We start from the raw sequence: 22,702 nt of genomic DNA on the forward strand, positions 1-22,702 counted from the left end.
TTCGAGGGGCTGGCCAGCGGCGCGAGCTGCATGCGCCAGGGCCTTGATGCGGTCGAGGCTGACGACTTCAGACATTGCCGCCCTCCCCGCCCTGCTCCGATTCCTGCAGCAACGGATTGATAGGCGCCAGGGCTACGGTCATAGTTGCCCTATGCCATTGCTCAGACGCCCACGCTTCCAGGATCTCGTTGATGACCATGTTCCGGCTCGCGCCCGCGTCGGTGTGGCGGATGCGGTGGTTCACCTCGGCATCGATGACGTCCATGGTGAATTTGCGGACCGTGGCGCGCAGGTCAGTGCGGTCCAGTTCAGGGTTGCGACTGCGCGCGAAGGCAGGCTGCTGTTGGTTCATTTCTCGGTCCTGGCTGTGGTGGTGGAGGACTGCGAAGCGGACGAATGGGACGTCAGCCGCAGGGAGCTGGATGCGTTGCTGTATGGGCTGGCGCGGCGGCGGGCGTAGCGGGATGGCACTGCAGTCCCCTACGCCTGCGGCTTGCGGCCATAGACCGATCCCAGGGAGAACAGGCAGGCCGCTTCCTCCGGGGTCAGGCGCAGCACGACATCGCCCACCGTGATGACCACGCGGTCGTCCAAATCGGTGATGGCCACGTCGCGCGGGAGGCTCGTTACGCCAGCGCTGCGAACCAGATCGGCCGCCGTGTCGGCGCGGGCCTTCTCGATCGCTCCCAGCGAGGCCTGCTCGCGCCGCTCCTGCTCTTCGGTGCGCGCTTCCACCGTGAGGCCATCGGCCGTGACGAAGGACTCGCCAGGGCGCAGGGTGATCGTGCGGCTACGCATGGCTCAGCCCCTGGATCAAGGCCTGATGCGACTTCAGGGTCTGCATGGCAGCGTGCAGGTTCAGGCTGGCCTGGTGCCAGGCCTCCATGCGGCGCTGTTCACGGGCACGGTGCAGGCGCTGCTGGTGCTGCAGCGGGCCCGGCCTCTTGGCGGTGCGGCTACGCATGGCCGGGCTCCTGGGCGGGCTTGGCACCCTTGGGCGCCAGGCTCATCGACGGAGGAAGGCAGGCGAAAGGAGCCCTTTCATGCCAATGCAGCAGCACGTTGTGGGCGCCGAACAAGGCCTGTTCGGCGTCGCACATCCGCATGCCCTTGAGCGACTTCAGGATCTCAATGGCCTTCTCGTCAACCTCGGAGAGCGTTGGAAAGTCTTCCGGCACAGGGTCGGGCCTCTGGCGCTTGGTGAAGGAGAAGAGCTTCATGCGGCCTCCTGGGGGGCGGGGGCCGGGGCTGCAGATGGCAGTTCGGGAAGTTTCCGTTCGCCGAGGTCAACGAGGCGGAAGTAGTCCAGAAGAGGCTGGATGGTCTGCACGCCGGGGTTGTCTCGGTCGTTGCAAGCGATCTTCCGGGGCAGCGTTTTTGCTACCCCGGCATCCGCCGCAATCAACTCCCAGCGCGCGGCGCCCGCCTCGCGAAGACGACGCTTGAGGAAAGAGATGATGGGTTCCATGGCTGCCGAGCATAATCCCAAATTTGGGACACAGTCAATCCCATTCCTGGGATACAGCCTTCGGCACACTCGGAGGATGAGTTCGGAACCACGACACATCCTTGCCAAAAACGTGCGCGCGCTGATGCAGGCCAATCCACGTCTCGGAACGATCGTGCGACTGTCGGAAGCCTCTGGTGTATCTAAGGGGGTGGTCGAGCGGATGACCAAGGCCGAGACCAACACTGGCGTTGATCACTTGGCTGGAATTGCGCGCGCCTTTCAAATACCCATATGGGCCTTGCTCTCTGAGGAGTTCGATCCATTGAGCGGAGTGGGCACGTCGCCCTGGCCATTCGAGGACATCTCTCCGCAGCAATTTGCCGCGCTGCCCGACCGGCGAAAAGGGATGATCGAGGCCAAAGCTATGGACGTCTATCAGGAGTGGGAAGCTTCGAAAAAGGATGGGGCTCCATAGAATCGCTGCCGCTCGCCCCAAGAAGTTCAAAACCGAATGCCCGCACCAGCGGGCTTTTTTGTGCCCCCGCAACACCCGAGAACACCCTGCAACGCCCAATTGCGGGAAAAAATTTGCACTGAATTCCCAAATTTGGGTTGACTTGCATCCCACATTTGGGAAAGAATCCACCTCAACGACCCAGCCACCTGCTCCAAAGCAGGCCAAAGCTGCAAGTCGCCAGGGACTCAGTCCCGGGGCGCCCGGATGCAAGCCAATCCTCCGGTGAGGGTGGAACCCAAGAGCAAGAAAAACCAGCGGCGTGGGTGCGTCGCGATTGGGTCCGCAAGGGTCCAAACCTCAGCGTCTTCCGAGAGGGTGCTGAGGTTTGATCAAAAAACCGTGCTTGAAGCTATACGAGAACCAACATCTCGCTTTCAAGGAGCTTCAAGTGCGTATCTGCCGTTTTGTACTCGTCTTTGCTGTCCTCGCTTTGTACTGCGTGAACTGCTACTGACGCCGTCCGCACGTAGCACGCGGACTAGCTTTCCAGCCGGGCCCTGGGGGACTGTCTCCTCCCAACCTTCAACTCCCCAGGCGTGCCGAAAGGCGCCGGCTCTTTCCACTGGCCCGCAGCTTCACCGCTCCGGGCCTTTTTCATTCCCGGCCCGCAGCGGCCACCACCACAGGAGATTCAGCCATGCTGATGACCGCCAACCCCTGCGCGGATGCGGAGCGCTGGGAGAGCGAGATGGACCACCGCGCCGCTGCGGCTGATGAAGACAGGGCCCGCGCCATGCAGAAGCTGCAGCGCGCGGCGGCCTTCATGACGCCGGTGGACTGGTTCCACGAGCGCATGCCCGGCCCGTTTGGACTGCCCATGTCCTTCGACGAGATGCTGGCCGAGGCCATCGCCGACGGTGACCACGACAGCCTGGTCGCACTGGGCGCCTTGATGGTCAGCGATGCCGCGCGCCACGTGCGCACCGCCGTCATGACCCACATCGCCAGCCGCTATCCGGAGGGCATCAATGCTGCCTGACCCCGCAATGGCCGCGCGCCACCCTGCCGTGGCCGAGTTCGTGATCGAGCAACTGCAGGCCAGCAACGCCGGGCTGCAGGCATCCCTGCGCGCCCTGCTGGCCCGGCCTGAGCCGCTGGCACCCGAAGCCTTGCGCGCTGCGCTCGCAACCCAACCCCAGGCGCTGCAGCACTGCGCCGATGCAATCTGAGGACGCCATGAAAGAACGACCGATCCTGTTTTCAGGAAGCATGGTTCGCGCCCTGCTGGCCGGCACGAAGACGCAGACGCGCCGGATCTGCAAGCCAGCGATGGCCCACAACTTGAGCCACGTTGTCGAAGTGCCAGACCCGCAGGAGCGCGGCCAGATTTACAACGGGACCACCTTCGGCGATGAAGAAGGCAGCATCCAGTTCACGTCGCCCTATGGAGGTGTGTGCGACCGGCTGTGGGTGCGCGAGTCGCATTGGTGGTTCAAGGACGAATGCGACCACGAGACGGGCTACTACCCGCCAGCCCTGACCGCCGATGACGTGGAATACAGGGCCGACGGCGAAACCACCCGGCACGGCTGGCGCCCGAGCATCCACATGCCCCGCTGGGCCAGCCGCATCCTGCTGGAGATCACCAGTGTGCGCGTGGAGCGCCTGCATGACATCAGCGAGGCGGATGCGATTGCCGAGGGCATCCCCGAGGAGTCCGAATCGTGCGAACGGTGCGGGGACTGCGGCTGGCTGTGCATCGGCGGCGAACCGCAACAGTGTGATGCGCAGGGCTGCGGCGATGGCGCCATTGATGCCTATCGCGCCCTTTGGGAAAAGATCAACGGCCCCGGCTCCTGGGCCCAGAACCCCTGGGTCTGGGTGGTCGAGTTCAAGCGTGTTCAGCAGGCCTCCTCCGGGAGGCCTTCTCAATTGGAGGATGCCCCATGCAGCGCGTGACCCCGGCAGAGCCCTTCAACCCCGACCCCGACGCCCGCTACCGCCGCACGCTGGCCGAGGCCTTCCCGTGCGATGCCCGGCAGGCAGTTGCCTTCTTCGACGTGTCGCGCCCGCCGCGCTACGGCCGCTGGCTCGCACTGGTGCTGGGCTTGCTGGTCGCGCTGGCCATGGCCGGCGGCAGCCCCGCAGAAGCCCAGGAGCCCCAGCCCACGGCGCAGGAGCAGCGCATGGCGCGCGCCGCGGCCCGTGCCTGCGAGGGCCTCACCCCGGTCTTCGAGGCCGGATCAGTTTCGTGTTTCAAGGAGAGATAGATGCCTGAAGCGACAACCCTGGCGCCGCTGTCCGTCGTGGCCGTGGTCCAGTTCAACGATGAAGAGGCCCTGGTGCTCAACCGTCCGCTGCAGCTGACATATGAGCGCGTAGGCAATGACTACATCGGTTCCGACGGCCCATTCCGTGACGCGCTCGTCTTTTCGCGCGGCAGCGGCCGATTCGTAGCCTTCGCCGGCCGCGAACTGACGATCCCGATGAAGGACGGCACCACGAAAAAACTCAAAGACCACTGGTGGAGCGGGTCCATGGATGGGTATCGGCAGTGCATCCGCTCCGACGTGCAGTCACTGAAGCGGTGCTATGTCTTCAGCAGCGCACTCTGTGAAGAGGCTGCACTTGCCGCGCTGAGGTCCGCTTACGAGGGGTGCGTCTTCCCGTACTGGGACTATGAAAAGGCCATCAAGGACTCGGTGCTTGACGTGATGGCGCAAAGCGCACGCGCCGCCGTGCAGTCCGTGATCGACAAGGCTGCGGCCCGCCACCTGGCGGCCATGGCCTGCACCTGGAGCACGCCATGAAGCGCGAGCACCCCAACACCGACGAGCTGCTGCGCATGGCCGAGATCAACGGTGGTCTGGCGCACGCGCTGCAGGCCCTGCTGGCCATCGTCAAAGACAGCGCGGGCGTGGCCGGCTTCAAGGGTGTCGGCCACACCACATCCTGGAGCCACTTCTGGGAAGTGGACCTCGCCGAAAAGGCTCTCAAGAAATCCACGGGAGAAAAAGCATGAGCAAGTACTACGCCGACGACGACATCCAGCTGCTGGCCAATGGAGCAGTGAACCACCTCCTGCGCAACGCCTACATGTCCATCACCTTGCGCAACGGCCAGCAGCCCAAGGGCTTCCCTCTTCCCATCAAGCGCTTGCACGGTGAAGGCCACCTCACCCAGGAATACCGCCCCCTGGCCGTGCTGGAGTTCGTGCAGGAGGCGGTCGCCAAGGAGGCTGCGCAGCGTGTGGCTGCGGCCAAGAAGGCGGATGCGGAGGCCGAGGAGCAGGCCACGCCATGAACGTCCTGTTCTATCTCTTCTTGTGGCTCGGGATCAGCGCCTTGATGCTGGCCCTGGCGGGCGTGGCTGCGGGGCTGGCATGACCACGCTGGCCGACGCCCCCCAGTTCATCGTCCACTACAGCGCCCAGGGCACGGACGAATGGAAGCGCGACCGCTCCGGCGTCATCACGGCCAGCATGTTCTCCACTGCGCGCGAGCGCGTTGGTGGCCTGACGGAGCAACAGGCGGCCCTGGTGGCAGGCATCCGCGCCGGCATGGCCATGGATGCCGCGGCGGCGCAGGCCGGCTACAAGACGCGCCCCAAGCTCACCGAGACCGTGCAGCGCGCCATCGACGGGCTGCCCATCGGCGACTTCAGCGAGGCCGCCAAGAGCTATGCCCTGCGCCTGGCCATCGAGCGCGGCAGCCGCGAGCCGCTGGACGAAGGCTTCGAGACCTACGCCATGCGGCGCGGGCACGAGCTGGAGCCCATGGCGCGCGCCGCGCACGAAGTGCATGCCGACGTCGAGGTGCTGCCCTGCGGCTTCATCACCACGCCCGACCGCTTCTTCGGTGCCAGCGCAGACGGCCTGATCGAGCCGGACGGCGGCGCCGAATACAAGTGCCTCATCGACCCGCTGCGCCTGCGCGCCAGCCTGCTGGACAACGACATCAGCGAGTTCATGGACCAGGTGCAAGGCGGGATGTGGATCACCGGCAGGCGCTGGTGGGACTTCTGCATCTACTGCCCAGCCCTGGCCGCCATGGGCCGCGACTTCACGCGCTGGCGCGTGCCACGCGACGACGACTACATCGAAACCATGGAAGCCGAGCTGCTGCAGTTCAAGCAGCTGGTGGACCAGTACGAAGCCGCCCTGCGCGGCAACACCCAGGAGCAACCTGCATGACCACCACCATTCCTCCGGCGCCCGCCGCCGCCCGCCCCCTGGCGCAGATGAAGCCCAAGGAGCAGATCGCGCACCTACTGCAGAGCAAGCGCGGCGAGATCGCCAAGATGCTGCCCAAGCACCTCAACGCCGAGCGGCTGCTGAAGGTAGCCCAGATCGCGGCCACCACCACGCCGGCCCTGGCCAAGTGCGACGTGGCCAGCCTGGTCGGCGCCATCGGCCAGTGCGCCCAGATGGGCCTGGAGCCCAACACGGTACTGGGCCACGCCTACCTCGTGCCCTTCAACACGAAGCGCAAGGATGCGCAGGGTGTCGAGCGCTGGGTCAACAGCGTGCAGGTGATCATCGGCTACAAAGGCCTGATCGACCTGGCCCGGCGCAGCGGGCAGATCGTGAGCATCGCGGCGCACGAGGTCTGCGAGCAGGATACCTTCGATCTGGTCTACGGCCTGGACGAGAAGCTGGAGCACCGGCCCGCCATGGGCGAGCGCGGCGAGGTGATCGGCTTTTACGCCGTGGCCAAGCTCAAGGATGGCGGCCACTGCTTCGAGTTCATGAGCCGTCTGCAGGTCGAGCAGATCATGGCCGGCACCCAGAGCAAGGGCAAATACGGCCCCTGGAAGGACAACTTCACGGAGATGGGCCGCAAAACCGTCATCCGCCGCCTGGCCAAGTACCTGCCGCTGTCCATTGAGTTCCAGACCGCCGCGGCGCTGGATGGAATGGCCGAGGCCGGCAAGGACCAGAACCTGGACAACAGCAACATCATCGACGGCGAGTTCACCATGATGCCGGACGACATGCCGCACGGCGACGACCAGCAGCAGGACGGCGCGATCGATTCCGCTGCAGCGCCGGCCGCGTCCGCCCAGGCTCCAGCACAGCCGCCCGCCATCGGCTACAGCGCGCCCGAGCTGCTCGCCCAGATGCTCAAGGCCAAGAGCCCGGAGAAGCTGGACGAGGTGGCCAGCTTCATCGGCGACCTGCCTGTCGAGGAAGACCGCAGGAACCTCAATGCCAAGTACGAGGCCCTGCGCGCGGAGATGCCCGGGGCATGACCGCCGCCACCATCCCGGCCGCCGAGTTCGCCCAGCGGCTGGCTGGCCTGATCACAGGTCTGCCCATCGGCGCGGACAGCCTCACCCCTGAGCAGGTCTCCGGCGCCTTCTTCCGCGTCTCCCTGGAGGCCGAGAAGCTCGGCCGCGAGTACGCCGCCCAGGCCCTGGGCCAGACCATCCCTGTTTCCACCACCACCACCGAGGACCACCATGGCCTTTGAACTTGCCGAATCCACGGCCGTCACCATTACCAACGCAAACCCGCGGCGCGAGCTGCACGGCGAAGAGAAGGTGCGCGCAATCGACATCTCGTTCACGCTCACGGGCGAGAACACCCTGCTGGACCTGCTGGAGCCTGGGCTGCGCGAGCACCACTACTGCAACAAGGCGGCCACGGCCGGCCAGGTCGAACTGCCCGGCGTGCTGATCCCGCTGCCGAACCTGCGGCACCCACAGCTGCCCCTGCTCTACCACTACGGCAAGGGCCAGAAGTGGCGCGGCTACCGCTTCATCTGGGACTGGGGCATCGAAGACGCCCACGTGGACTTCATGGACGCCGTACTGACCGGCCTGCACTACGAGCTGAGCGAAGGCGGCAGCGTCACCATCAAGGGCACCATCCAATACAACGGCGACGAGCTGCAGGACAACGATGTCTTCGGCGAGCTGTCCGGCCTGGCAGCCGAGGGCGAGATCTACATCAAGCTGCTGGCCCCGGCCGAGCTGCAGCAAGCCAAGAAGGGCTACCGCGCCGGCAAGCCGGACACGCCCGCCAGCCAGCCGGACAACGAGGACCAGCAGGAGCTGAAGGTGGGTGGCGAGGACGAACCGCCCACCGACCCGAACCACCCTGTGAACCAGACGCCCGAGGACGCATTCGCGGCGGCCGTGACCGGCGACCAGGCCTGAACCATCCACTGAACCACCCACGGCGCCCGCGCGGCGCCACGAAAGGAAACCCATGACCTCCTACACCGAATTGCTGGCCCGCAAGGCCGAACTGGACGACCAGATCGCCAAGGCCCAGGCCGAGCGCAAAGCCGAGGGCATCGCCGCGGCCCGCGCGCTGATCGCAGAGCACGGCCTGACCGCTGCCGATGTCTTCCCCCAGGGCAAGGCCAAGGGCAGCGTGGGCGCCCCGAAGTACCGCGACCCCGCCACCGGCTCCACCTGGACCGGCCGGGGCAAGCCGCCGAACTGGATCAACGGCAAGGACCGCACTCCCTTCCAGATCACACCCGACTGAACGATGCATGAGCGAAGGGGCCGTGCGGCTCCTTCCCTGATACCTCCCCTCCCCCAAAGCCCTCCCGGTATGCCACGAGGGCTTTTTTTTGGCCCAAAGGAACCCTGCATGGCGAACGCGCCACCCATCACATTCGGCAGCGTCTGCAGCGGCATTGAGGCCGCGAGCGTGGCGCTCGGTCCGCTGGGCTTCGTGCCCGCCTGGCTCAGCGAGATCGATCCCTTTGCCAGCGCAGTGCTGGCCCACCACTACCCGGCCGTGCCGAATCTGGGCGACATGACCACCATCGCGCGGCGCGTGCTCTCCGGCGAGGTGTCCGCGCCCGATGTCCTGTGTGGCGGCACGCCCTGCCAGGCATTCAGCGTCGCGGGCCTGCGCAATTCCCTTGCCGATGCCCGCGGCAATCTCACCCTCAAATTCGTGGAGCTTGCAGATGCAATTGACCATGTTCGACTTGCCGCTGGAAAGCCTCCAGCCGGCATCCTCTGGGAAAACGTCCCGGGCGTCCTCAGCACAAAGGACAACGCATTCGGGTGCTTTCTGGCAGGCCTTGCCGGAGAAGATGAGCCGCTTCAGCCACCAGGGGGCCGCTGGGCAAACGCTGGTGCTGTGTATGGACCAGCGCGCTCAGTCGCATGGCGGACCCTGGACGCCCAATATTTCGGAGTGGCCCAACGACGCCGCCGTGTGTTCGTTGTCGCAAGCGCTCGAAACGGGTTCGATCCCGCAGCGGTTCTTTTTGAGTGGGACGGCATGCGCCGGGATACTGCGCCGAGCCGAGAAGCGGGGAAAGTCGCTCCCGCGATCCCTTCACGCAGCACTGGCGGCGGTGACCTCGGAACCGACTTCGACTGCGATGGCGGGCTGATTCAGGCCTACGGCGGCAACAACCAGAGCGGCGCCATCGATGTCGCCACGGCACGCATGTCCGCGACCCAGCATGCCAGTACCGAGAACCTGAGCCCGGCCCTGGGAGCGACCAATCCAACCGGCGTGGCCTACACGACCAAGCTGCACAACACCGGCAGCAACAACGCCGGGAAATTCTTTGAAGAGCGCACGACGTGCCTTGATGCGAATAGCCCGCCGCCTGCGCTGATCACCGCCATGCAGGTCCGCCGCCTCACGCCCACCGAGTGCGAGCGCCTGCAGGGATTTCCTGATGGCTACACGGCTATCCCCTGGCGCGGCAAGCCCGCTGACGCCTGCCCAGACGGCCCCCGATACAAGGCTCTGGGCAACAGCTGGCCAGTGCCTGTCGTGCGCTGGATCGGCGCCCGGCTCGCCAGAGCGCTCCGCAACTGACCCGCCCGCTTCGGCGGGTTTGCTTTTTCCGCACCCCATGACCCCGACCCCGCCCCCGACCTGCCAGCAGCTGCAGAAGCGCGCAGGCCACGTCATCAACACCACTGCCAGCCACTGGCGCATCCTCAAGGAAGCAGCATGACAGCAACAAAGATCCAGCCCGGCGACGACCTGCACCTGACGTCGCTGATGGCGCCCCACTCCCTGAACTTCGTGACGGGCGCAGATCGCGCGGCACTGCTGGCCTACGGCAGGGACGTGTTTGCCGCAGCGCGCGACTCGAAGTGCCTGGCCCAGATCGAGGAGCCGGCCCAGCCCGTGCTGTACGTGAGCCCTGGGCAGTTGGCCAACCACAGCAACCCCGAAGGCCCAGAGAGCGAGAAAGCTGGCCGCTACCTGCCTGCGCGCGTGACCCCGGGCGGCAAGTTCACGCAGCCGCTCTACGCCGGGGCAGCTCCTGCCGATGGGGCGCCCCGGGCGCGCGATCTGCTGGGCATTGTGCGTACCGCTCAGGCCGAGGCCCGCCGCCTGATCAATGGCGAGGACTCTGGCAGCGACCTTGCCCAGACAAAGCTCGACTTGCCCGAGACGCTGCGAGTGCTGGAGCACGCGCTTTCGCAGCCAGCCGCTGTGGCTGGGGTAGCCTGGGACAAGACGCGCGACTCCCTGGCAACGCTGCTGTTGGGGCTGGCGCGCCGCCCCTTTCTGGACTTCGATGTGGCAGGCATCGCACTGGACGCTGCGACGGAGCCCGGCATGCCGCTGGCCTACATGCGCGTCACCCCGGCAGCGCCCGCCCTGGAAGCGCCTGCAGCCCCTGCTGGCAATGAGGAGGTCGCTTTCACGAAGTGGTTCCAATGCCAGCAGGGAACGCCATATCAGGGCATGTGGGAGTTCGCGCGGGCCGCATGGATGGCCCGCGCCGCCGCGCCCGCCCTTGATGCGCCTGCAGCCCCGGCTACCTCTGCGCAGGTACAAGCGCTGCACCGTGCCCGGCGCGCGCTCCACGCCATCGGCAAGACCTACGACGACAGCGAGCTGCGCACGCGGGCGCTCGAAGCGGATGAAGAGATAGACCGCATGCTGGCAGCAGCGCCCCAGACTCCAGCGCAGGAAGCGCCTGCAGCCCCGGCCGTGCCGACCGGCTTCGCGCTGGTGCCGATTGAGCCAACGCAGGAGATGCTGAACGCAGGCCGGCGGTCTGGCGCGGACAGCGTGAGCATTCAGGAGGAATGGGCGCGCAAGGAGATGTGGAGCCGCATGCTGGCAACCATTACACCGCCACCTGCGGCATATACGGACGACCTGGTCGCGCTCGTGGAGAACCTCGCCCAGGCTCTGAGCGCGGCCGCACCTGACAACGATCTCGCGGGCCATGCGCTGAACTACCTGAAGCGCAATGGCCTGCAGGGATCGCCTCTGCGGGCAGCCGAGGCAGCGCCCCAGGCACCTGCTGCGCCCTCGGTCAACAAGCGGGAAGAAAAACTCGCCCCGCCCATGTCTCCATCCGAGTACCTGGACCATCTGCTGGCAGCACCTACTGCGCCCTCGGCCCTCGCAACGCAGGTCATCGAGAACCTGCTGCAGCTGGCCCGCATCGTGAACACGGCAGTGGAGGACTGGGGCGAGTCGTTCCCGGATGGCTCCTGCGAGGTCAAGTTCCACAAGGACGAGGCCGACAAGATGGAAGCCATCCTCGAATTCTTCGACAGCCTGCCAGACGCACCAGAAGAGGAAGGCGTGATTCTGAGCGGGCCGTCCCGAGCAGCGCGTGTACTGCGTGCACAGGCAGCACCTGCTGCGCCTGCAGTGGATGCGGAACCGCTGTTCGCGCCAGGGACGGTCATTGGGGACGTCGTGCGCGATACGGAGCTGATCGTTCAAAACGATGCCCGCTATCGCCTTCTCCGTCGCGGCCAGCACTGGAGCGTGATCGATGGCAAGGGGGATGTACTGCGTGGCGATGAACTGGACTCGACCATCGACGCCCGCCTCGCAGCCCAGGCAGCAGCCAAGGGGGAGCACGGCAATGGCTGATGCGATCCCCACTCACCCCATGGCACTGCGCCGCGAGTACTTGGCCACCGCCCAGGAGATCGTGCGCCGCCCCACCGAGCAGGCCCTGCCCCGCCTCGTCCTGCTGACCGAAGCCCTGCTGCGTGACCTGACGGACGAGCCGGGACTCACCGTCAGCGTGCACATGCCACAGCGCCCCGCAGCGCACAAGGAGAGCTGACACATGGCAGACCCGAAACTGAAACGAATCCGCGTCGTCATCGCATACACCAGCGATGACGGGTACTCCAGCGAAGTGCACTTCGGCGCTGGGAACCGCAACCCGATGTGCCGTGACCCGTTCGAGGGCCTTGCCAGCGCACAGCGCGAACTGGCTCGGACCCTCGCGCTCTTCGGCCGCCCCGACCTCGCCGAGCAGGCCACGGCCGAGGCCATCAAGGCAGTGGCGGACTTTCGAGAGCAGCGCGCCCAGGCGCAGCAGAAAGGACCACATGAAGGTTGAGCGCTCAAACGCGGTCGTGCACATCACGATCAGCGACATCATGGAATCCCACCGGCTGGACCCGATCCGCGTCACGCTGGATGACATCGAGCCAGGGCGCGGCCGAATCACCATCGAGTGCTACGGCAGAGCCTGGGCGTCGTACTGGGGCGCCATGGGCGATCAGGGCATCGCGCAGTTCTTCGCCAGCTGCGACAACCACTACCTGATCAAGAACTTCGCGCCTGGCCTGAACTCCACGCGGTTCAACGGCGAGGCGCTGGCGAAGTTCGCGCGCAAGACGATCTGCCTGCGCCGCCGATTCCGGGACCATCGCACGCAGATGAAATACGGGAGCCTAGACAAAGAACAGGCGCGCGAGCTGTTTGACGAAGCCGACGATCTCAGTGACTGCGAAACACAGGGCTCCTGCTGGAGCCATTCCAAGCTCCTCGAAGAAGTTTTCCACCAGGAGTGGTGGTACGCGCTTGGCCCTGAATCCGAGGAGCCAAACCCGGAGTACGGCTACCTGGAGCGCATCTGCAATGCCGTGCGCGAGGCTCTGAAGCAGATCGATCCGGCTGCCGAGAAAGGACAGACCCCGTGACCACAGCACCAACACCCTCCGAGCAGGTCTGGCGGCTGTCGTGCGCGCTGGAGATTGCAGCCGCGCTGCCCGACATGCCGCAAGTGACGATCCCCCGCATCGATGCGCTGGAAGCCGCTGCAGCACTACAACGCCTGGAGCGAGAAAACGACCGCCTCCGCACAGAGCGCCACGACGCCCTATGCAAAGTTGAGGCCCTGGAGCCTGAGCTAACCCGAGTGCAGGCCGATAACGAGCGCCTGCAGGCCGACCAGGCGCAGGCCATGAGCGAGGCAAGCAGCCTTGCGATGAGCCTCTTCCAGAAGCACTACAGCAGCGATCCGGACTACGCCAGTGGCGCGGTGAAGTTCGGCCTCTGCGACGAGCTGCGCGGCGTCATATCGCAGATCGACAACATGAGCACCGGGCTGGCCAGAGCAGCGCTGGAGGCGCGCAAGCCGCTGCCAGGCATCAAGGAAACCTGACCATGGCCAGCAAGAAGCGACACGGCTGGCACGACAAGCGCGCGCCACACCGCGACGAAGAACCAATCACCTGGCCCGCACCCGCGGGCCTTTTCACGCCTGGCACCAACCGCAGGCACGCGAGGAACACGCCATGACCAAGAAAGAAAAAATCGAAGCTGCCAGCGGCGGTGATGCACTGGCCATCGTGACGATGCGCCCCATCTCGATCAGCCTTCAAGAGGCAGCACGGGCGGTGGATCTGTCCGAGTCGCAGATACAAAAGCTGGTGCAGACCGGCGATTTCCCCAGGCCTCGGCAGCTCAGTGCGCGCCGCGTGGGCTTCATCGTTGCAGAGGTGGAGGCCTGGGTGATGTCGCGGCCACCGTCCGAGTGCCTGCCGGCGCCAGACAGCGGCTACGGCCGCGCAGGGAAACCTGGCAAGTCCGCCTCACCACCTGGCTAAGCAGGCAGACCCTCAAGCTTGCGCACGGTCTGGTACAGCCTCTTCACCCAGACCTGCTTCTGGGCATCGAAGGTGTGGAGGTTGTAGCTGGCCACCATGACTCCGGGTTTGTGACCGATGATGGCCTCGCCCACATCCTCCGGGCAATCAATGGCGCTGAGCAGCGTGCGCGCCGTGCGCCGAAGTGCGTGGGGCGACCAATCCGCCACAGGGCAGATCAGCCCATCGCCGGCACGCCGCTTGGCCTTGGCCGACTCCGGCATCAACGAATAGACGTAGCTGGAAAACGTGTTGCGGTGATACGGCCGGAACTTCCCGCCCCGGCCCGTGAAGAACAACCATCCCTCCCAGGCTCCGGACACGCGGCGCTGCACGATCTCCAGCGCCTCTCCGAACAGCGGAACACGGTGATCCACAGTGTCTGCATCCCGTTCCATCTTCAGCAGGTGTGCGGGGAACGTGATCCACCAGCCATCCTCCTCCTGCGACACGTACTCAGTGCGCAATGCAAAAATCTCGACACCCCGCATGCCGGTGTAGAGGTACAGCAGCAGCCCATCCAGCGCGCTCTGCGACATATTGGCCCGGGCCCACGGCAGGAGCTTGCGCAGCTCCGCCTGGGACAGCACCCGGCGCCGAAACCCCACATGCTCCCCCCCGACGATTTTCCCCTTTGAACGCAGTTGGCCCTTGAGAAGGCTACGCCACCAGTTCGGCGCCGCGCCATCGATCTTCCCTGCATCGAGCCCCCAATCCCACGCCTGCCCCAGCAGTGCCCGTAGCTTCTTGGCTGCCGCAGGAAGGTCTCGCCGCTTGTCGAGCACGTCGTAGGCCTGGGCGCGGGTCACGTCACGCGGCGCCGTCTTTGCAAGCACCGGCTCCTCATCCAGCATCCGTTCCAACGCGCTCCAAGCCCTGGCCGCGCCCTCGGCTTGGCGTAGCCCAGCAAGGTGATCGCGGAAGCCTTCCAGCAGCGCACGCACGGTCGTAGCCACTGCTGGGCCATTCTTGGCCATGGTTGCCTGGCGCCGCGCTGCAACGGGATCAACTCCAGCACTGCGGCCATCTCGCTTTTCTCCCCAAGCCGAAACGGCTTCAGCCAGCGACATCTCTGGCCAATGGCCGAGCCTGACCTGTTTCATGAGTCCAGCAGAGTCCTTGTAGCGATAGGTCCACGTCTTGCGCGATTGGGACGCGACCAATCGCAATCCATCGCATCCCTGCACGAGCAGATGCGAGCCTGGCTGAAGCTGCTTTGCGGACCGCGAATCGAATAGCACTAGAATTCCCCCAGAGTCATGGCGTAGGCTTTATTGCCAAAGGCGTAGGGGAAGCAAAAACCTACGCCAGAACCTACGCCAAAGTCCTAAGTGTAGATAGATTTCGTTGGGTGCTAAGTTGAAGTTTTGCGGCAAGAACGGCGCGAGATTTCGAAGAAGAACAAGCACTTAGCGAGGAAATTCGTGCCTTGACAATGACTTAGCCAAAGCGGGCGTCGTTCAATGGCAGGACCTGAGCTTCCCAAGCTCATGATGAGGGTTCGATTCCCTTCGCCCGCTCCAGATTTCCTGGAGCAAAGCCCATCAGTCCCGGATACACATCCGCCACTGATATCCCACGGACCGCCTTCCGCGCGGGCCCGATCTATCCCTCCGCCGACCTCTCCCCCGCTTTTCTCCGCGACATTTTTTCGCTCCCCCGCGACGGATCTGTGCTGCCCGCGCGTTGAACGCAATAAGGCCACCTGATGTGGCCGATGCAGGAGTCTTTCATGTCCTCATTGCGTTTGACTGTTCGCCGCGCTGTCCGTCCGCTTGCGCTGGCGCTTGCCGCCGGCAGCCTGGCCGCGCTGGCCGGCTGCGTGGTAGCGCCTGTTGCGCCCGTGGCGCCTGGGCCCTATGTGGTGCCGCCGGGCGTCGCCTATGTGGCGCCTGCCTATCCGATGCCCAGCGTCGGCTTCGTGTGGCAATACCACCCGCGCTACGGCTGGGGCTGGCACCATCCGGTCTACGGCTGGCATCGCGGCTGGCGTTGAGCCGCGCGACACTGGCTGACCCCGCCACTACACCGATGCCCTTTGGCTGAAATCGATGACCCGGATGCCGACCTGCTGGCGAGACTGGCCCGCGGTGAGCCGCAGGCCGCCCGCGAACTGGTGGAGCGCAAGCTGCCACGCATGCTGGGTCTGGCCCAGCGCCTGCTGGGCAACCGGGCCGAGGCTGAAGAGGTGGCGCAGGAAGGCCTGGTGCGCGCCTGGCAGCAGGTTGGCCACTGGCGGCCGGGCCAGGCCCGCTTTGACACCTGGCTGCATGAGGTGGTGCTCAACCTGTGCCGCGACCGGCTACGCCGGCGCGCGGTGCGGCGCGAAGAAGCGCTGGACGAGCACGCCGAAGCCGCCGCCTTCGCCGACCCCGGCCCCACACCGGAGCAGCAGCTGGACCACGCGCAGCACAGCGCCCGGGTCGCCGCTGCCCTGGATGCACTGCCGCCGCGCCAGCGCGAGGCGCTGGTGCTGCACTATTACCAGGCACTGCCCCAGGCCGAGGCGGCAGCACTCATGGGCGTCTCCGTGGATGCCCTGGAAAGCCTGCTGGCCCGTGCGCGGCGCAGCTTGCGCGCCCGCCTGCAGGACGCAAGCACGAGCGCAATCGCTGCACCCGCAGACCCTGGAGGATCACCACCATGACGCCAGATCGCTTTGAACAGTTGGCCGACGCCTGGGGCGCCGACCTGCGGCGCTGGCCGGCACAGGAGCAGGCGGCGGCACGCGCGCTGATGGAACAGCCGGCCTTTGCGCCTGCGGCCCGGGCCTTGCTCGCCCGTGCGAATGAACTCGACACGCTGCTGGGCAGCCATGCCGTCGCGCCCCCCAGCGCAGCGCTGGCAAGCGCAGTGCTGGCCGGCTTGCAAGCGCGCCCAGGCATGGCGACTGCGCCAGGCAAACCATCGCCGCATGCATGGCCGCAGCCCCGTGGTACTGCGCCCGCACGGCCGGTGCGCGCCAGCGGCCGCAAGCCCTGGCATGGCTGGTGGTCCGGCGCCAGCATCGCCGGTGCGGGCCTGGCCGGTGTGGCCGCAGGCGCCCTGGCCGTGGCCTTGCTGATAGGCACGGTCTTGCCCACGACCCGGCCGGCACAGTCCGAAGGCGGCTGGTGGCCCGGCACCGCCTTCGACACGGGCGGCGCCTTGGTGGAAGGAAGCGAGGAATGACGATGAACGAATCCCCCACCGGCGATGCCCCCCGCACGACGCACCTGCGCCGCTGGCTGTGGGCCTCTGCTCTGCTGAATCTGTTTCTGGTGGGCGGCATTGCCGGTGGCACCTGGCGCTGGTGGGCACACCAGGCCGAGGCCAGGTCGGTAGCCACGTCCACGCAGACAGGAACGCCCACCGGAGCACAGGCAGGCAGCCCCCCGGCCACTGCGCGCGGACTGCGCTTTGCCGCAGACGGCCTGCCGCCCGAGCGGCGCCAGGCTTTCCGCACAGGACTGCGTGAAGTGCGGCGCGAGGCTGCTGCGCTGACCCAAGGCAGCCGCGAAGGCCGCGCCGAGGTGGTTCGCCTGCTGGCTGCGCCGCAGTTCGATCGCGCTGCCGTCGAGGCTGCATTGGCACGCACCCGGGCCGCCGACACGGCGGTGCGCGAGCGCGTGGAGGCGCACGTGGTCGACTTCGCGGCCCAGCTCACGCCGGCCGAGCGACAGACACTGGTGCAGGGGCTGGCAGCGCAGCAAGGCCCCTTCCATGTGCCCGCATCCCCGGCCAGACGCTGAGGAGCACAGGACACGCCTGCCACGCCCGCCACGCCCGCCACGCCCGCCACGCCCGCGATTTTCGAGGTGAAGCCATGAATTCTGTCGCCATCGCCCTGAACCGCTTCGGCCTGGGCGCCCGCCCTGACGAAGCACTGCCTGCCGACCCGCAGCGCTGGCTGCTGGACCAGTTCGCGCGCTACCAGCCACAGCCCCCTGCCTGGGCCGGTCACACGGAAACGGACGCGCTGCTGTCCGACTACCAGTCCCGGCAGCGCGAGCTGCGCAGCCTGCCTGAAGACCAGCGCGCCGCCGCCCGCCAGCAGCTGCGCCGTGGCGCACGCAACGGCTACCTGGACGCAGTGAACGCGCGCCTGGCCAGCGCCATCGACACACCCGCGCCGTTTGTGGAACGCCTGGTGCATTTCTGGTCGAACCACTTCGCGGTCTCGGTGGAAAAGCCCGTGGTGCTCGACCTGGCCGGCGCCTACGAGGCCGAGGCCATACGCCCGCACGTGCTGGGCCGATTCGAGGACCTGTTGCTTGCCGCCGTGCGCCACCCGGCCATGCTCGTCTATCTGGACCAGGCCCAGTCGGTGGGACCCGCCAGCCCCGCTGCACAGCGCGCCGCCCGGCGCAACCCGGACAAGACACGCGGCCTGAACGAAAACCTGGCGCGGGAAATCATGGAGCTGCACACCCTGGGCGTGCGCAGCGGCTACACCCAGCAGGACGTGACCGAGTTCGCCCGCGCGCTCACTGGCTGGAGCCTGGGCAATGACGCAGGCAGCCCGGCCGCCGGTGCCGGCTTCCAGTACCGCCCGGCATTGCACGAGCCCGGACCGCGCCGCCTGCTGGGCCGCAGCTATGCCGCAGGCGGGCAGGAGCAGGCGCTGGCCATCCTGCGCGACCTGGCGGCCTCCCCCGCTACCGCGCTCCATGTCGCGACCAAGCTGGCACGGCACTTCGTCGCCGACGATCCGCCGCCCGCGCTGGTGCAGCGCCTTGCGGCCGCCTACCAGCGCAGCGGCGGGGACCTGCCAGCCGTCTACCGCGCGCTGATCGATTCGCCAGAACCCTGGGCCGCGCCAGCCACGAAGTTCAAGACACCCTGGGAATGGGCCGTCTCTTCCATGCGCGCACTGGGCCGGCGCGAGTTGAAGGGTGCTCAGGCCGCCGGCCTGTTCAACCAGCTCGGCCAGCCGGTGTGGCGCCCCGGCTCGCCGGCCGGCTACGACGACATCGCCGCCAGCTGGGCTGCGCCCGATGCGCTGGTGCGCCGTGTCGAGCTGGCGCAGCGGCTCGCAGCCCAGGCCGGCAACAGCGTCGATGCGCGCGCGCTGGCACCCCGATTGCTGCCCGGCGATGCACTGGGCGCGGGCACGGCCGAGGCCATTGCCCGATCCGAAAGCGGCAGCGGCGCACTCGCGCTGCTGCTGGTCTCGCCCGACTTCCTGCGCAGGTGAACACCATGACCACGATCCATACGACCGCCACGAACATCGCGACCAGCACGGCGATCGCGGCCACCACGATGGCCAGGCGCAATCGCCGACATTTCCTGGGCCTGCTGGCCGCAGGAACCGGGCTGGCACTGGCCGCGCCCCACCTGGCGCTGGCGCGTGCTGCCACCGAGCGCCGCTTCGTGTTCATCATCCAGCGCGGCGCGGCCGACGGGCTGGAGACCCTGATTCCCTATGCCGACCCCGGCTACGCCCGCCTGCGCGGCGCCATCGCCGTGGACACGGCTGCGGCCACGCGGCTGGACGGCATGTTCGCGCTGCATCCCTCATTGGCCGAGACCGGCAGGCTCTACGCCCAGGGCCAGGCGCTGTTCGTGCACGCGGTCGCATCGCCCTACAGCGACCGCTCGCATTTCGACGGTCAGAACGTGCTGGAAACCGGAGGCAGCGCGCCCTACCAGGTCAAGGACGGCTGGCTCAACCGCCTGGTCGCCCAGTTGCCGCACCGGGAAGAGGCCATTGCCTTCGCGCCCACCGTGCCCATGGCGCTGCGCGGGGCGGCGGAAGTGGCCTCCTACGCGCCTTCCTCCCTGCCCCAGGCCAGTGACGACCTGCTGCTGCGCGTGGCCAGGCTCTACGAGGGAGATGCGCAGCTGCATGCTCTCTGGACTTCCGCCATGGACACGCGCGGCGTGGCCATGGACGGTGGCAACAACCGGCCGCGCCTGGATGGCGCCAGCCTGGGCAAGCTGGCAGCCGGCTTTCTTGCCCGCCAGGACGGGCCGCGCATCGCCATGATCGAAACCGGCGGCTGGGACACGCACAGTGCACAAAACAACCGGCTGGCAGCCCAGCTCAAGAACCTCGATGCACTGATTGCGGCGCTGCATGACGGCCTCGGCGATACCTGGTCGCAGACCGTGGTGCTGGTGGCCACCGAGTTCGGCCGCACGGCCGCGGCCAACGGCACCGGCGGCACCGACCACGGAACAGGCGCCGTCGCCATGCTGATGGGCGGCGCGGTTCAGGGCGGCCGCGTGCTGGCCGACTGGCCTGGCCTGCAGCCCGGCCAGCTATTGGAGAACCGGGATCTGAAACCGACCACCAGCGTCGATGCGCTGATTGCCTCGGCAGCCGGCGAGTGCTTCGGCATCGACCCGCAGCGGCTGGCGCGCAACCTGTTCCCCCAAGGCCATGCCCTACCAGGCGGTGCCCCGGCGCGGTCGCTGCCGCCATTGCTGAGGTCCTGAACGCGGGCCGCACGCCAACATGAAAAAGGGCCGGCGCCTCAAGGCGGCCGGCCCTTGTGTCATGTGCGCAAGATCTGGCGAGATCTGACCGGTGGCTGCTCGGTGCCTGCTCAGTGGCCGATCTCACGGCTGACCTGGTTCTCCTGCTGGTTCAGCACATGCTGCTCGCTGCGCGTGATATGACCGCCGTTCTGGCTGGCCATGAGGCGTTCTTCCTGGCGGATCCTGTGGTCCTGCTGGTGCAGCGCAGCCGCCTGACCATGGCTGATCTCGCCCTTGCGCACTTCGTTGTGGATGCGCCGATCCTGGTTGGCCAGGCGGCCGTTGACCTCGGCACGGCGCGGATGGGCCTGGTCCCAGGTGGCGGCGGATGCGGCACTGCCGAGGCCGGCCAACGAAGCAGTGGCAATGACGAGCATGAAGGCTTTGCGCAGGGACATGGTGTTTCTCCTTGAAAGGATGTGGACGGACGTTGCTTGCAGAAAGCCGATGCCGGCTTGCCACATCACTTCAACGCACGGCCAAGGCCAATCCGTCGCGGATCAAGCAAGTCCATCGTCCATCCGGGGCCGTGCACGCTACATTGGCAAGCACCGTATCCGTCCCACCTCACCAGGCAGCATGCAGCACACCCTCTCTTGCGAGAACACCACCGAAGACATCCAGTTGAGCGCAGTGCGTGTGCGGGGCATGAGCGTCTGCGATGGCATCGCACGCATGCACATGGATCTCGAAGCCCGGGGCTCGCCCGATGCACTGGACGTGATGCACCACTTCTTCAATTACTTCTGGCTCAACGACCTGGACCTGCCCTATCTCGCCGAGCTTCTGGATCTGCGCAATCCTCAGGTGCGCGCAGTCAGCCTGCGTGAGGACGGCTGGGCGCAGATGGAGCCGGACCAGCGCCAGGTGCGCATCTGCAGTACCTACGGCGATTCACCCTGTGCGCTGATCGCCTGGGAAGAGTTCAGCGCGGCCATGCAGCTCAAGCACCGCTTTCTTTGCCTGATGCGGCGGTATGAGGGGCACGGCATCCCTCGCTACAGCGTGTCGGAAGGCTTCAGGGTCCGGCTTCACGCGCCCGGACTTGAGGGGGCCCGCGCACAGGGTCGGTGATCGATGCGGGCCATGCTCGCTCGCATTGCTCAGCTACGGCGCCTCATCCTCCGCGCCCTCCGGCCCTACCCACCAGGCCCAGCTTTCTTCCTCGTCGGGCACGGGCAGTTCGCGGGTCTGCACTGCGTCGATACGGCGCCCGGCGCCCCCGGCTTGCCATGCGTTGAGCAAGGCATCGACGGCGGCGCGGTCCACTGCGGCGATGCCCAGGTTGCGATCGGTCTGCCAGGACGGTTCGCCCTCGCGTGGCGAAGCTGCCTCGGCATGCTGGTGGGGCGTGCCGTAGCTGCAGCGCATGCAGTAGTGGCGGATGCTGGCCGTCCAGTCCTCGGCATAGCCGATGCCCGGGGCTTCGGTACCCAGCAATTCCTGCAAGTCCTGCGCATTGGCGCAGGTGATGAAGACCACGAAGGTCTGGAATGCCGAGGGCTCCAGCCGCTGCAGCTCGTTGAAGACCGGCACTTCGCGCTGGCCGTTGAACCGCTGGCCGGTGGAGGCGCCGTCGTGCAGCACGATGTCGCCGAAACGATGGCCGCTTTCGGGCAGCGGCACGTTGAGCAACTGGGCGCGCACGGGGTCGATGCGGCGCATGAACACGGTCTCGCCGCCCTGCCAGGGGTGCAGGCGCACCACGGCCACGCCGTAGTCACCCTCGATGGGGCCCTGCTCACCGGGCACCTGGATGCCGCAGGCCTTCCACAGCCTGCGCGCCGTGGTCCAGTCGGACAGCGCCGTGGCCGCGATGGCGCCATTCCAGAGGCTGGCTTCATCGTCTTCCCCGGCCAGTGCAATGGCGCGCAGGTTGTGCTCCAGCGATGGCTGCCAATCGCGCTGGTACTTGCGCGCCAGGCCCAGCATGTAGTGGTAGTGGCGGTTGTCCGGCATGTGGGCTGCCAGCGCCTCGAAGGCCTGGGCGGCCTCGGCCAGCGCGCCGCATTCCATGTCTGCATAGGCCTGGTCGTGCAGGGCTTCGAATTCGTCGGGTGTGGAGGAGGTCACGGTGCTGCGGTGGGGCAATGCTGGACAGTGCCAGGCGGCTATCGCACGCCGGGCGACGAGCTGCCCATGTCGACTTTCAGGTCCGGGAAGGAACTGACCATCTGGACCTTGAAGTCGGGGAAGGAGGTGACGATCTTCCACTCCCCGCAACTGTCTGCAAAGGAGTCCACCACCTTGACCTTGAGGTCCGGGAAAGAGCTGGTGGCCTGGACCTTGATGTCGGGAAAGGAGTGCACGATCTGGACCTTGCCGTAGAGGCGGATGCCTTTGTAGGTGCAGTTTTTCTTGTCGAAGTCTGCGGCGTGAACGAAGGCCGGCAGTGCGAGACAGGCAAGGACAAGGCTGAAACGCGGCAGAAGTGGCATATGCGACAAGGGAGTGGGTCTTGAGAAACAAGCCAGGCC

36 protein-coding genes and 1 tRNA gene are annotated in these 22,702 nt (G+C 66.6%); 28 read left to right on the forward strand and 9 right to left on the reverse strand.

The window, feature by feature from the left end; genetic code table 11:
* Window positions 1–67: 67 nt before the first annotated feature.
* From AC57B5_RS08455 to AC57B5_RS08475, 5 genes are all read right to left on the reverse strand, one after another.
* The gene (locus tag AC57B5_RS08455; RefSeq protein WP_016449960.1) at window positions 68–352 is read right to left on the reverse strand and encodes a hypothetical protein; all 285 of its coding nucleotides are present in this window, start codon (window positions 350–352) and stop codon (window positions 68–70) included.
* A 128-nt stretch (window positions 353–480) separates the two neighbouring features.
* Window positions 481–798, reverse strand: coding sequence for a hypothetical protein (locus AC57B5_RS08460; RefSeq protein ID WP_496399250.1), 318 nt, complete (start codon window positions 796–798; stop codon window positions 481–483).
* Window positions 791–964 carry a hypothetical protein gene (locus AC57B5_RS08465; RefSeq protein WP_496399251.1) on the reverse strand — a complete coding sequence of 58 codons (174 nt, stop codon included), beginning with the start codon at window positions 962–964 and terminating at the stop codon, window positions 791–793. The genes AC57B5_RS08460 and AC57B5_RS08465 overlap by 8 nt, the downstream gene beginning before the upstream one ends.
* A complete protein-coding gene (locus AC57B5_RS08470) occupies window positions 957–1,220 on the reverse strand; it encodes a hypothetical protein (protein WP_496399252.1) in 264 nt (87 codons plus the stop codon). The genes AC57B5_RS08465 and AC57B5_RS08470 overlap by 8 nt, the downstream gene beginning before the upstream one ends.
* Window positions 1,217–1,468 (reverse strand): hypothetical protein, encoded by a 252-nt coding sequence (locus tag AC57B5_RS08475; protein WP_496399253.1) that lies wholly within the window; start codon window positions 1,466–1,468, stop codon window positions 1,217–1,219. The genes AC57B5_RS08470 and AC57B5_RS08475 overlap by 4 nt, the downstream gene beginning before the upstream one ends.
* 76 nt (window positions 1,469–1,544) lie before the next feature.
* On the opposite strand from AC57B5_RS08475, the gene AC57B5_RS08480 reads away from it, so the two are divergent.
* From AC57B5_RS08480 to AC57B5_RS08575, 20 genes are all read left to right on the forward strand, one after another.
* Window positions 1,545–1,925 carry a helix-turn-helix domain-containing protein gene (locus tag AC57B5_RS08480; RefSeq protein ID WP_496399254.1) on the forward strand — a complete coding sequence of 127 codons (381 nt, stop codon included), beginning with the start codon at window positions 1,545–1,547 and terminating at the stop codon, window positions 1,923–1,925.
* Window positions 1,926–2,604: 679 nt separating this feature from the next.
* A complete protein-coding gene (locus tag AC57B5_RS08485; protein WP_496399255.1) occupies window positions 2,605–2,946 on the forward strand; it encodes a hypothetical protein in 342 nt (113 codons plus the stop codon).
* Window positions 2,936–3,136 (forward strand): hypothetical protein, encoded by a 201-nt coding sequence (locus tag AC57B5_RS08490; RefSeq protein ID WP_496399256.1) that lies wholly within the window; start codon window positions 2,936–2,938, stop codon window positions 3,134–3,136. Before AC57B5_RS08485 ends, AC57B5_RS08490 begins: the two co-directional genes overlap by 11 nt.
* Window positions 3,137–3,143: 7 nt before the next feature.
* Window positions 3,144–3,866, forward strand: a complete 723-nt coding sequence (locus AC57B5_RS08495) for a hypothetical protein (RefSeq protein WP_496399257.1) — start codon at window positions 3,144–3,146, stop codon at window positions 3,864–3,866.
* Window positions 3,854–4,177, forward strand: coding sequence for a hypothetical protein (locus tag AC57B5_RS08500; protein ID WP_496399258.1), 324 nt, complete (start codon window positions 3,854–3,856; stop codon window positions 4,175–4,177). The genes AC57B5_RS08495 and AC57B5_RS08500 overlap by 13 nt, the downstream gene beginning before the upstream one ends.
* Window positions 4,178–4,717, forward strand: coding sequence for a hypothetical protein (locus tag AC57B5_RS08505; RefSeq protein WP_496399259.1), 540 nt, complete (start codon window positions 4,178–4,180; stop codon window positions 4,715–4,717).
* The gene (locus tag AC57B5_RS08510) at window positions 4,714–4,929 is read left to right on the forward strand and encodes a hypothetical protein (protein ID WP_496399260.1); all 216 of its coding nucleotides are present in this window, start codon (window positions 4,714–4,716) and stop codon (window positions 4,927–4,929) included. The genes AC57B5_RS08505 and AC57B5_RS08510 overlap by 4 nt, the downstream gene beginning before the upstream one ends.
* Entirely contained in the window at window positions 4,926–5,210 is a 285-nt protein-coding gene (locus AC57B5_RS08515; protein ID WP_496399261.1) for a hypothetical protein, read from the forward strand. The genes AC57B5_RS08510 and AC57B5_RS08515 overlap by 4 nt, the downstream gene beginning before the upstream one ends.
* Window positions 5,211–5,289: 79 nt before the next feature.
* Complete coding sequence (locus tag AC57B5_RS08520) at window positions 5,290–6,099, forward strand: lambda exonuclease family protein (RefSeq protein WP_496399262.1); 810 nt, start codon at window positions 5,290–5,292, stop codon at window positions 6,097–6,099.
* Window positions 6,096–7,157: a recombinase RecT gene (locus AC57B5_RS08525; protein WP_496399263.1), complete on the forward strand. Its 1,062-nt coding sequence runs from the start codon at window positions 6,096–6,098 to the stop codon at window positions 7,155–7,157. The genes AC57B5_RS08520 and AC57B5_RS08525 overlap by 4 nt, the downstream gene beginning before the upstream one ends.
* Window positions 7,154–7,378, forward strand: a complete 225-nt coding sequence (locus tag AC57B5_RS08530) for a hypothetical protein (RefSeq protein ID WP_496399264.1) — start codon at window positions 7,154–7,156, stop codon at window positions 7,376–7,378. The genes AC57B5_RS08525 and AC57B5_RS08530 overlap by 4 nt, the downstream gene beginning before the upstream one ends.
* Window positions 7,368–8,066, forward strand: coding sequence for a hypothetical protein (locus AC57B5_RS08535; protein ID WP_496399265.1), 699 nt, complete (start codon window positions 7,368–7,370; stop codon window positions 8,064–8,066). The genes AC57B5_RS08530 and AC57B5_RS08535 overlap by 11 nt, the downstream gene beginning before the upstream one ends.
* 52 nt (window positions 8,067–8,118) lie before the next feature.
* Window positions 8,119–8,403 carry an H-NS histone family protein gene (locus tag AC57B5_RS08540; RefSeq protein ID WP_496399266.1) on the forward strand — a complete coding sequence of 95 codons (285 nt, stop codon included), beginning with the start codon at window positions 8,119–8,121 and terminating at the stop codon, window positions 8,401–8,403.
* A 108-nt stretch (window positions 8,404–8,511) separates the two neighbouring features.
* On the forward strand, window positions 8,512–9,708 hold the full coding sequence (locus AC57B5_RS08545) for a DNA cytosine methyltransferase (protein ID WP_496399267.1): 1,197 nt from the start codon (window positions 8,512–8,514) through the stop codon (window positions 9,706–9,708).
* Between the two features lie 138 nt (window positions 9,709–9,846).
* Window positions 9,847–11,745 (forward strand): hypothetical protein, encoded by a 1,899-nt coding sequence (locus tag AC57B5_RS08550; protein ID WP_496399268.1) that lies wholly within the window; start codon window positions 9,847–9,849, stop codon window positions 11,743–11,745.
* Window positions 11,738–11,944 carry a hypothetical protein gene (locus AC57B5_RS08555; protein ID WP_496399269.1) on the forward strand — a complete coding sequence of 69 codons (207 nt, stop codon included), beginning with the start codon at window positions 11,738–11,740 and terminating at the stop codon, window positions 11,942–11,944. Before AC57B5_RS08550 ends, AC57B5_RS08555 begins: the two co-directional genes overlap by 8 nt.
* Window positions 11,945–11,947: 3 nt before the next feature.
* Window positions 11,948–12,226 carry a hypothetical protein gene (locus AC57B5_RS08560; protein ID WP_496399270.1) on the forward strand — a complete coding sequence of 93 codons (279 nt, stop codon included), beginning with the start codon at window positions 11,948–11,950 and terminating at the stop codon, window positions 12,224–12,226.
* Window positions 12,216–12,812 (forward strand): phiTE_072 family protein, encoded by a 597-nt coding sequence (locus AC57B5_RS08565; RefSeq protein WP_496399271.1) that lies wholly within the window; start codon window positions 12,216–12,218, stop codon window positions 12,810–12,812. Before AC57B5_RS08560 ends, AC57B5_RS08565 begins: the two co-directional genes overlap by 11 nt.
* On the forward strand, window positions 12,809–13,276 hold the full coding sequence (locus AC57B5_RS08570; RefSeq protein ID WP_496399272.1) for a hypothetical protein: 468 nt from the start codon (window positions 12,809–12,811) through the stop codon (window positions 13,274–13,276). Before AC57B5_RS08565 ends, AC57B5_RS08570 begins: the two co-directional genes overlap by 4 nt.
* 133 nt (window positions 13,277–13,409) lie before the next feature.
* Window positions 13,410–13,721: a helix-turn-helix transcriptional regulator gene (locus AC57B5_RS08575; RefSeq protein WP_080736915.1), complete on the forward strand. Its 312-nt coding sequence runs from the start codon at window positions 13,410–13,412 to the stop codon at window positions 13,719–13,721.
* Here the strand turns inward: AC57B5_RS08575 and AC57B5_RS08580 are convergent.
* A complete protein-coding gene (locus AC57B5_RS08580; protein WP_496399273.1) occupies window positions 13,718–15,001 on the reverse strand; it encodes a tyrosine-type recombinase/integrase in 1,284 nt (427 codons plus the stop codon). The genes AC57B5_RS08575 and AC57B5_RS08580 overlap by 4 nt on opposite strands.
* A gap of 208 nt (window positions 15,002–15,209) precedes the next feature.
* On the opposite strand from AC57B5_RS08580, the gene AC57B5_RS08585 reads away from it, so the two are divergent.
* From AC57B5_RS08585 to AC57B5_RS08615, 7 genes are all read left to right on the forward strand, one after another.
* Window positions 15,210–15,283 (forward strand) — tRNA-Gly (locus tag AC57B5_RS08585).
* Window positions 15,284–15,492: 209 nt separating this feature from the next.
* The gene (locus tag AC57B5_RS08590; protein ID WP_071957157.1) at window positions 15,493–15,756 is read left to right on the forward strand and encodes a hypothetical protein; all 264 of its coding nucleotides are present in this window, start codon (window positions 15,493–15,495) and stop codon (window positions 15,754–15,756) included.
* Window positions 15,757–15,798: 42 nt separating this feature from the next.
* Complete coding sequence (locus AC57B5_RS08595; RefSeq protein ID WP_279214254.1) at window positions 15,799–16,407, forward strand: RNA polymerase sigma factor; 609 nt, start codon at window positions 15,799–15,801, stop codon at window positions 16,405–16,407.
* Window positions 16,404–16,931 (forward strand): hypothetical protein, encoded by a 528-nt coding sequence (locus AC57B5_RS08600; RefSeq protein ID WP_496399274.1) that lies wholly within the window; start codon window positions 16,404–16,406, stop codon window positions 16,929–16,931. Before AC57B5_RS08595 ends, AC57B5_RS08600 begins: the two co-directional genes overlap by 4 nt.
* Before the next feature lie 2 nt (window positions 16,932–16,933).
* Complete coding sequence (locus tag AC57B5_RS08605; protein WP_496399275.1) at window positions 16,934–17,491, forward strand: periplasmic heavy metal sensor; 558 nt, start codon at window positions 16,934–16,936, stop codon at window positions 17,489–17,491.
* Window positions 17,492–17,565: 74 nt separating this feature from the next.
* Entirely contained in the window at window positions 17,566–18,936 is a 1,371-nt protein-coding gene (locus AC57B5_RS08610) for a DUF1800 domain-containing protein (protein ID WP_496399276.1), read from the forward strand.
* Window positions 18,937–19,004: 68 nt separating this feature from the next.
* Complete coding sequence (locus AC57B5_RS08615) at window positions 19,005–20,183, forward strand: DUF1501 domain-containing protein (RefSeq protein WP_496399444.1); 1,179 nt, start codon at window positions 19,005–19,007, stop codon at window positions 20,181–20,183.
* Window positions 20,184–20,293: 110 nt separating this feature from the next.
* Here AC57B5_RS08615 and AC57B5_RS08620 read toward each other — a convergent pair whose 3' ends face one another.
* Window positions 20,294–20,623, reverse strand: a complete 330-nt coding sequence (locus tag AC57B5_RS08620) for a hypothetical protein (protein ID WP_034394585.1) — start codon at window positions 20,621–20,623, stop codon at window positions 20,294–20,296.
* Window positions 20,624–20,804: 181 nt separating this feature from the next.
* Between AC57B5_RS08620 and AC57B5_RS08625 the strand changes: the two genes are divergently transcribed.
* Complete coding sequence (locus AC57B5_RS08625) at window positions 20,805–21,299, forward strand: hypothetical protein (RefSeq protein ID WP_496399277.1); 495 nt, start codon at window positions 20,805–20,807, stop codon at window positions 21,297–21,299.
* Window positions 21,300–21,332: 33 nt separating this feature from the next.
* Here the strand turns inward: AC57B5_RS08625 and AC57B5_RS08630 are convergent, their stop codons facing one another.
* The gene (locus AC57B5_RS08630) at window positions 21,333–22,298 is read right to left on the reverse strand and encodes a hypothetical protein (protein ID WP_496399278.1); all 966 of its coding nucleotides are present in this window, start codon (window positions 22,296–22,298) and stop codon (window positions 21,333–21,335) included.
* Window positions 22,299–22,336: 38 nt separating this feature from the next.
* Window positions 22,337–22,663 (reverse strand): 7(1) septoil knot domain-containing protein, encoded by a 327-nt coding sequence (locus AC57B5_RS08635; protein WP_225971107.1) that lies wholly within the window; start codon window positions 22,661–22,663, stop codon window positions 22,337–22,339.
* Between the last annotated feature and the right edge of the window lie 39 nt (window positions 22,664–22,702).

It is taken from the genome of Delftia sp. BGA-UO-ETr-SB1 (assembly GCF_059567865.1).